The sequence below is a fragment of the Streptomyces sp. NPDC001137 genome, assembly GCF_040298885.1.
GTDB lineage: Bacteria > Actinomycetota > Actinomycetes > Streptomycetales > Streptomycetaceae > Streptomyces.
Map to the genome: position 1 here is coordinate 1 of NZ_JBEPBA010000054.1, position 7,791 is coordinate 7,791.

Below are 7,791 nucleotides of genomic sequence, written 5' to 3' on the forward strand. Positions count from 1 at the left end.
TTGTTGTTCGCAGGCTGCGGGCCCGGATGCGGCTGGTCGCGCCCGCCCGGCGGAGCCGCACATCGATACAGCCCCGCGCCCCTAACGGGGCACGTCAGATGTCCGCTGTCAGTAGTCGGTAGCCGACGTCGAGTGAGTCGCGGGTGAGTAGGTCGGCGTGCCGGGTGTGCCAGCGGCCTGTTGTCAGGTCCTCGGAGAGGGCTGCCAGGCCCGGTGCGAGGGCCGCTTCTGCGGTCTGGGCGAGGAGGGAGATTCCTGACCGTACCTGGGGGTCCAGGTAGGCGTGGGGGCGGCGCCAGTACGCTGCGGCGAAGCCGTCCGTGCAGTCGTGCGGGACGGGGACGGGCTGCCGGCGCGCCGCGCCGAGCAGGTCGGACAGTCGGTCCAGCGGCAGGGCGCGGGTGTCGTCGAAGGCGGCGGCTTGTGGGAGGTAGTCGCGGACGAGCCAGAACCGCTCGCGGAAGATCTGCTGGTCCCAGGTCAGGATCACGATGCGGTGGCGGGCGACCCGGCGGAGTTCGGCGATGCCGGCCGTCAGGTCGGTCCAGTGGTGGATGGTCAGCAGCGCCATCACGGCGTCGGCGGCGTTGTCGCGGACGGGGAGCTGTTCGGCGACCGCGCGCACTGCGGGCGCCGACCCGGGCGGGCGTTGCGCGATCATGACCTGGCTGGGTTCGACGGCGAGAACGGTCTGCGGTGGTTCGTAGGAGCCGGTGCCGGCGCCTACGTTGATCACGTCCGCGGCGTCTCCCAGCGCGGCGCGAATCTGCGCGGCGATCCGTGGGTCGGGCTGCCGGTTGCGGCCGTATGTCGCGCCGAGCGTGTCGTAGAGGGCCATGCCGGTCAGTATGCGAAGCGGCGCCGTGGATGTGGGCCCGCGTCAGGTTTCTCCCATCCCGAACGAGTCGTGGACGGGTCGCACCTCCACCGCCACGACGTGGAAGTCCAGGACGCGTTCGGCGATCTGCCGTGCTCGTTCCGGGGTGGCGCAGTCGATCACGTAGTACGCGGTGAGGTGGTCGGTGGTGTCCGTGAGCGGGCCGTTTGTCGTGGTCGGGGCCGTGCCTTCGCCCTGCCACCGGATGGTCCTGGTGTCCCGGGGGAAGGCCAGCCCGGCTCCGTTCAGCATCTCGCCGGTGCCTTCCAGGTCCTGGTGGAGTGCTTCGTGTCGGCGGAAGACCTGCGCGCGTTCGGCTGCGGTCATCGCCTCGGTCGCCGCGGGATCGGCGTACATCAGGACCAGGTACTTCACGCTGCCGCCTCGACAGGCGGGACCAGCGACGTCGCGGCCCGGACCAGTGCGGCGGTGGCCGTCGAGCAGGACTGCTGGGGCCAGGCGATCGACAGGGTGGCCGGTGGGGCGTCCGGGACCTCGCGGTAGGCGAGGCCCGGGCGCGGGTAGCGGGTGGTGACGGATTCGGGCAGCAGGGTCACGATCTCGCCCAGTTCGACGAGGGTGAGCAGTTGGGGCAGGTCGGCGATGCCGTGGCGCTCGACGATCATGTCGAGGTAGCCGGCCAGGCCGTCGAGGCGACCGGATTCGACCCCCGGGATGGCCAGGTCGGCGAGGGTGAGGTGGTCGCGGGCGGCCAGGAGGTGGGTGGCCGGGAAGGCGGCCAGGCGGCGTTCGACGGTGACCGTTTCGCTGTCCAGGCCGGTGTGGTCGAAGGGTTCGTAGATCAGCGCGGCGTCCGCCTCGCCCTGGCGCAGCAGACGCGCCTGGTCGCCCCAGCCGGACAGGCGGAGCGTGACGGGGAGGGCGGCGGGTTCGGTCGCGTAGCGGGCGAGGATGGGTTCCAGCAGGCCGCCGTCGCCGTCGGCCTTGAGGGCCAGGACCAGCTTCGCGTCCTGGGCGGCCGCGCGCTGGGCCCGACGGCCGGCCGCCTGCAGGGCGTCGAGCGCGATCCGGGCCTCCCCGAGCAGGACCGTGCCGGCGGGGGTCAGTTCGACGCTGTGGGTGGTGCGCTCGAAGAGGGTGACGCCCAGGTCTGCCTCGAGTTTGCGGATGGCGCGGGAGAGGGGCGGGGCGGAGATGCCCAGCCGTTCGGCGGCGCGCGCGAAGTTGAGTTCTTCGGCCACGGCGACGAAGTAGCGCAGTGATCGGGATTCCACGATCCGGCACCTCCGTTCGGTATTACCCAGAGGGTAACAAGCGGGATTTCGTCGGTCCTTCCGTCTTCCAGGGGCGCGCCGCAGGATCGAAGCACGCGGTCCCCCCCGGTCCGTCCAGCCGACGGCCGGAGGGTGCAACTGCCTTTCCAGCGAGCCCTCTTGGAGCTTTTCCATGCTTGTCATCACCACTCCCACCGGTCAGATCGGCCGCCAGGTCGTCGACGGTCTCCTCGCCGACGAGGAGCCGGTCCGCGTGATCGTCCGCGATCCCTCCCGGCTGCCTGCGCAGGTACGCGGACGCGTCGAGGTCGTCCAGGGCTCGCACCGTGACCTGGATGTCGCCATGGAGGCCTTCGCGGGCGCGGACGCGGTGTTCTGGGTGGTGCCACCGGACCCGCGCGCGGAGGACGTCGAAGGCCACTACGTGGACTACACGCGGGCGGCCTGTGAAGCGATCGCCGCCCGGGGCGTCAAGCGGGTCGTCGCCGTGTCGACCATGGGCCGCGGAATCGAGAAGAACGCCGGGCACCTGTCGGCGTCGCTCGCCAAGGACCGGATGATCATGGACACCGGAGTGCACTTCCGGGCGCTGCAGCCGCCTGCCTTCATGGAGAACCTGCTCTGGCAGGTGGCCGCGATCAGGGACCAGGGCGCGTTCTACTGGCCGCAGCCCGGCGACCGCGTCATCGCGTCCGTCGCCACCCGGGACATCGCGGCCAAGGCCACGGAACTCCTGCGCGACCGTTCGTGGAGCGGTCAGGAGGGTGTCCCCGTGGTCAGTCCCGACGCCCTCTCCCCCGACGGCATGGCCCGGGTTCTCTCGGAGGTGCTGGGGCGGCCCGTCCGGTATCAGCAGCTGCCCCTCGACACCTACCGGGCGACGATGCTGGAGCACGGCGCGAGCGAGGCATGGGCGCAGGGGCTGGTCGACATGGCCGTGGCCCAGATCAAGGACGCCTACGACGAGGACCACCGCCTCGCCTCCCCCAGCCCGACCACGTTCCGCCAGTGGTGCGAGGAGGTGCTCAGGCCGGCGGTCCTGGCCTGAGCACCTCGCCCGCCCTACTCCTCCGGCCCGGCGAACGGATTGCGGATCGCGGCCGGCGGCCAGGCGGGGGCGGTGTACGGCCGCCGGAAGGTACGGCGGCCAGAACCGACCTCGAACGGCTCCCCCTCGCCCGGGAGTTGGACCTCCGCCCGGGTGTTGGGTGGGACGAGCACCTCCACCACGAGCGTGCCGTCCTCGATCCGCCAGCCGGCCTCGGCGCGGCCGTACGGCGTGTCATGCGCGGCCTTGGCATACGTCAGGTCGCCGCCGGGAACGGGCGCGATGCGCAGCCGGCTCCAGCCCGGCTCGGCGGCTTCGAGGCCGGCGACCGTGCGGTGCAGCCAGTCCGCGACGGCACCGAGGGCGTAGTGGTTGAAGGAGGTCATCTCGCCGGGGTTGATGCTCCCGTCGGGCAGCATCGAGTCCCACCGCTCCCACACGGTCGTCGCCCCCATGCTCACCGGGTACAGCCAGGACGGGCAGCCCTTCTCCAGGAGCATCCGGTACGCCAGCTGCGCTTCCCCGGCCGCGCACAGGGCGTCGCAGATCAGCGGCGTACCGGCGAATCCGGTGGCGATGCGGAAGCCCGCCTTGCGCACGATGTGGGCCAACCGCTCGGCGGCGCCCCGCCGTTGACGCTCCGTCGGCAGCAGCGCGAAGCACAGGGCGAGCGCGTACGCGGTCTGCGCATCGCTCGACATCCGCCCGACGGGGGTGACGAACTCGTCGGCGAAGGCCGCCCGCACCGAGCGCGCGAGCTCCTCGTAGCGGACGGCGTCGTCCTTCTCTCCCAGCAGCCGCGCCGTCTCGGCGAGCACGTCGGCCGAGCGGGCGACGTATGCGTTGGCGACGAGATCGCCGTCCGTACGGGCGTCTCCCGGAGCGTCCGGCGGGGCGGCCGGGTCGAGCCAGTCGCCGAGCTGGAAGTCCTGCCGCCACAGGCCGCCGCCCTCCTCGGTGAGGCGGGCGGCGGTCTCCACCCAGGCGCGCATGCTCGGGTACTGGGTGCGCAGCACGGCCGGATCACCGAAGCGCCGATACAGCGTCCACGGCACCAGCACCGCGACGTCCGCCCACACCGCGTGCGGGGTGCCGCCGAAGCCCGAGGGCAGGACGTCGGGCACGACCAGCGGGGGTGTGCCGTCGGGGCGGGCGAGTTGTTCGGCCGCCAGGTCGCGCAGCCAGCCGCCGAGCATGCCCGAGCAGTCGTAGAGGAAGGAGGCGGTGGGGGCGAAGACCTGGATGTCGCCGGTCCAGCCGAGGCGTTCGTCGCGCTGGGGGCAGTCGGTGGGGATGTCGAGGAAGTTGCCGCGCATGCCCCATACGACGTTCTCATGCAGGCGGTTGACCAGCTCGTGCGAGCACTCGAACCAGCCCGTGCGGGTCATGTCGGTGTGCAGGACGACGGCCTCGATCGCGGACGGGTCCAGCTCGCCGGGCCAGTTGTCGATTTCGGCGTAGCGGAACCCGTGGAAGGTGAAGCGCGGTTCGTACGTCTCCTCGCCCGTGCCGGCGAGGGTGTACGTGTCGGTGGCGGCGGCGAGACGCAGGGGCCGTACGCCGAGCTCGCCGTGCTCCAGAACTTCCGCGTGCCGCAGGGTGATGGTGTGTCCGGCCGGGCCCGAGACGCGGATGCGCAGGCGTCCGACCAGGTTCTGACCGAAGTCGAGGACCGTCTTCCCGGATGGCGTGCTGATGACCTCGACCGGGGACAGGGTCTGGGTACGGCGCACGGGCGGGCCGGTCGGGGCCACCAACTCCGCCTCGGAAAGCGGGAGTTCGGTGACGGGTGACCAGGCGGAGGTGTCGTGGCCCGGTGCGGACCAGCCGGGGCGGGCCGACCGGGCGTCGTAGACCTCGCCGTCGTAGAGCTCCGAGCGCAGGATCGGGCCGGTCGTGGCGCGCCAGGTCTCGTCGGTACCGAGGGTGGTGACGGTGCCGTCGGGGTGGGTGACCTCCAGTTGGGCGAGGAGCGCGCGGCGTTCGCCGTAGAGGTTGCGCCGGCCGCCGTGGAAGCCGAGCCGGCCCGTGTACCAGCCCTCGCCGAGGAGTGCGCCGATGGCGTTGCCGCCCTCGTGCAGCAGGCCGGTGACGTCGAAGGTCTGGTAGCGCAGCCGGTGGTGGTAGGAGGTCCAGCCGGGGGCGAGGACGTGGTCGCCGACACGATTGCCGTTGATCTCGGCCTCGTAGACGCCGTAGGCGGTGATGTACAGGCGGGCCGAGGCGACCGGCTTGGCGAGGGTGAAGGTGCGGTGCAGCAGCGCCACCGGGAGCGGGGCGTCGGACGGTTCACGGTCGGGGGTGACGGGCCGGGCGGTCCAGTCGGTACGGGCGAGCAGCCCCGTCTCCGCCCAGGTGGGCGGCGACCAGGCGGACGGCTCGGCGCCCTCCCCCCACACCTGCACACGCACCCCGACGCGGCTGCGGGAGGCGAGCGGCTCGCCCGGCCACTCCACCAGCACCGAGTCGGCGCCCTCGACGCGCCCGGTGTCGGTCAGGACGGTGCCGTCGGCATCGGTGATCTCCAGCCGGTACGCCTGCTGCGTCCAGCCGGGTGCGTCGGTTTCGGTGCGCCAGCTCAGGCGGGGCCTGCTCTCGCCGATGCCGAGCGGCTCGCGGTGGTGTTCCAGGACAGGCGCGGTGACGCGCATCAGATCGCCTCCTTCGCACGGACGCCGGATGTGGTCCCTGTGGCCGCAGCCCGCCCCTGCGGAGCGATGGTGCGGACGACCCACACTCCGATCAGACCGGACACGGCCACACACGCCGTGGTGATCCACAGGACGGCCGAACCGCTGACCGCCATCAGGGTCGGGGTGGCGAGGCCGGCGAGTCCGCACAGGGCACGGCTGAGGCCGTAGGTCAGTCCCTGGGTGGTCGCACGCAGTTCCTCAGGGAACACCTCCTGGGACCAGACCTTGTAATTGGCCTCACCGGCGAACTGGTTGACGACGTTGTAGAGGAGCAGGAAGAACACCATCGCCGCGATCACCGCGCCGCCGGTTGCCGCGGCCACGCCGAAGGCAAGGACCTGGAGCACCGCGCAGACGTAGAACAGCCGGTCGCGCCAGGGTGTGTCGGCCAGCCGCACGAAGGCGAGCGAGCAGACCAGCCCGATCGGGAGCCCGGCCAGGCCCATCCCCGTGGCGAGGGTCTGGGAGGCGCCGCTGACGGTCGTCAGGAAGTACGTGCCGTACTGGCCCATGGTGTTGGCGGCGAGGTTCCAGGCGAGGTAGAAGCCGCCCGTCGCGAGGAGCGGGACGAGGACCGGCTTGGCGCCGAGGCGGCGCAGCGCCCGCGCGTCGATGCCCTCGCCACCGCCGCCGCGCTCGGCCTCCTCCAGCACGGGAGACAGCCGCATACGGTTGCGCAGCACCCAGCTGACCAGGGCCACGAGGGCGAGGTGGGCGAAGAGGAGCTGAGCGGACAGATAGCCGAGCGTGGAGGTGCCGAAGCCGATCACGATCGCGGCGGTGATACCGACGACCCACATGGTCTGCGTCGCACCGATCAGCCGGCCGCGTACCGAGCGCGGGGAGTGCTCGGAAACCATGGCCAGTGAGGTCGGCAGGTCGGCGCCGGCCGCAAGACCGCCGATGATCATGCCGGCGAAGAGGAAGGCGCTGTTGGGGGCGAAGACCAGCAAGGCGGCTCCGATGGCGTAGACGAGGATGTCGATCCCGTACACACGCTTACGGCCGAAGCGGTCGGCGAGGCGGCCGCCGACGAGTGAGCCGATGGCGATGGAGAAGGTCAGCGCCGCGCTCAGTGCGCCGAGCCCCCAGGAGGACAGGTGGAAGCGGCTCTGCCACAGGCCCAGTGACAGGCCCGAGGAGACGATGATGCCCGAGTCCAGATAGGAGGCCATGCCGGAGAGGACGGCCAGGCGCCACTGGGAGCGGGTGACCCGGGGTTGGGCGGGCCTGCGGGAGATGGCGTCGTTGCTCATCAAGGCGGCCTTTCGGAAGGGGAGTTCGGGGACGGAGGGCCGGGTGAGCCTTCGGTGATGACACGTGTAACCGGCCTTCGAAACCCTCGTGAAACGTTTCACGGCATCGTGGGGCTACGACGGCGGCTCGTCAAGGGTTCCGGCAACGAAATCTCCGCACTCGCGTGAACGGCCCAGAGTGAGCGCGCGGACGTCTTGACGACATCCCATCAGTGGGACTACGTTCCCTGAAACGATTCAAACCGTGTTCAGAGGTGGTCATGCCAGACCAGTCCGCCGTGAAGGCAGCACTCGCGGCGCAGAAGATCGAGACACCGTCGTGGGCGTACGGCAACTCCGGTACGCGCTTCAAGGTTTTCGCCCAGCAGGGCGTGCCGCGCGACCCGTGGGAGAAGCTGGCCGACGCGGCACAGGTGCACGCGTTCACCGGTGTGGCGCCGACCGTCGCGCTGCACATTCCGTGGGACGCCGTCGAGAACTACGGCAAGCTGGCGGCGTTCGCGCGAGAGCAGGGGGTTGCGCTCGGTGCGATCAATTCCAACACGTTCCAGGACGACGACTACAAGCTGGGCAGCATCTGCCACCCCGATGCGGCGGTGCGGCGCAAGGCGGTCGATCACCTGCTGGAATGCGTCGACATCATGGACGCCACCGGCTCCAGGGACCTGAAGCTGTGGTTCGC

General features: G+C 71.1%; 6 protein-coding genes and 1 pseudogene. 2 read left to right on the forward strand and 5 right to left on the reverse strand.

Annotated elements, in window-relative coordinates:
- Window positions 1-94 precede the first annotated feature (94 nt).
- From ABT254_RS46295 to ABT254_RS46305, 3 genes are read right to left on the reverse strand one after another with little or no spacing between them, the layout of a single operon-like run.
- Entirely contained in the window at window positions 95-838 is a 744-nt protein-coding gene (locus ABT254_RS46295) for a class I SAM-dependent methyltransferase (protein ID WP_351483733.1), read from the reverse strand.
- 42 nt (window positions 839-880) lie between these two features.
- Window positions 881-1,252 carry a YciI family protein gene (locus tag ABT254_RS46300; RefSeq protein ID WP_351483734.1) on the reverse strand — a complete coding sequence of 124 codons (372 nt, stop codon included), beginning with the start codon at window positions 1,250-1,252 and terminating at the stop codon, window positions 881-883.
- Window positions 1,249-2,112, reverse strand: coding sequence for a LysR family transcriptional regulator (locus tag ABT254_RS46305; protein WP_351483735.1), 864 nt, complete (start codon window positions 2,110-2,112; stop codon window positions 1,249-1,251). The genes ABT254_RS46300 and ABT254_RS46305 overlap by 4 nt, the downstream gene beginning before the upstream one ends.
- 172 nt (window positions 2,113-2,284) lie before the next feature.
- On the opposite strand from ABT254_RS46305, the gene ABT254_RS46310 reads away from it, so the two are divergent.
- Window positions 2,285-3,160 (forward strand): NAD(P)H-binding protein, encoded by an 876-nt coding sequence (locus tag ABT254_RS46310; RefSeq protein ID WP_351483736.1) that lies wholly within the window; start codon window positions 2,285-2,287, stop codon window positions 3,158-3,160.
- A 14-nt stretch (window positions 3,161-3,174) separates the two neighbouring features.
- Here ABT254_RS46310 and ABT254_RS46315 read toward each other — a convergent pair whose 3' ends face one another.
- Window positions 3,175-5,811 (reverse strand): family 78 glycoside hydrolase catalytic domain, encoded by a 2,637-nt coding sequence (locus ABT254_RS46315; protein WP_351483737.1) that lies wholly within the window; start codon window positions 5,809-5,811, stop codon window positions 3,175-3,177.
- The gene (locus tag ABT254_RS46320; RefSeq protein ID WP_351483738.1) at window positions 5,811-7,109 is read right to left on the reverse strand and encodes an MFS transporter; all 1,299 of its coding nucleotides are present in this window, start codon (window positions 7,107-7,109) and stop codon (window positions 5,811-5,813) included. The genes ABT254_RS46315 and ABT254_RS46320 overlap by 1 nt, the downstream gene beginning before the upstream one ends.
- 260 nt (window positions 7,110-7,369) lie before the next feature.
- Here ABT254_RS46320 and ABT254_RS46325 point away from each other — a divergent pair.
- Window positions 7,370-7,791: pseudogene (locus tag ABT254_RS46325) on the forward strand (L-rhamnose isomerase); the annotation flags it as partial.

Excerpts from the sequence above, each read along its gene's own strand:
- ABT254_RS46295 (WP_351483733.1), bottom strand. The coding sequence starts at position 838 with ATGGCCCTCTACGACACGCTCGGCGCGACATACGGCCGCAACCGGCAG.
- ABT254_RS46310 (WP_351483736.1), top strand. The coding sequence starts at position 2,285 with ATGCTTGTCATCACCACTCCCACCGGTCAGATCGGCCGCCAGGTCGTC.
- ABT254_RS46315 (WP_351483737.1), bottom strand. The coding sequence starts at position 5,811 with ATGCGCGTCACCGCGCCTGTCCTGGAACACCACCGCGAGCCGCTCGGC.
- ABT254_RS46320 (WP_351483738.1), bottom strand. The coding sequence starts at position 7,109 with ATGAGCAACGACGCCATCTCCCGCAGGCCCGCCCAACCCCGGGTCACC.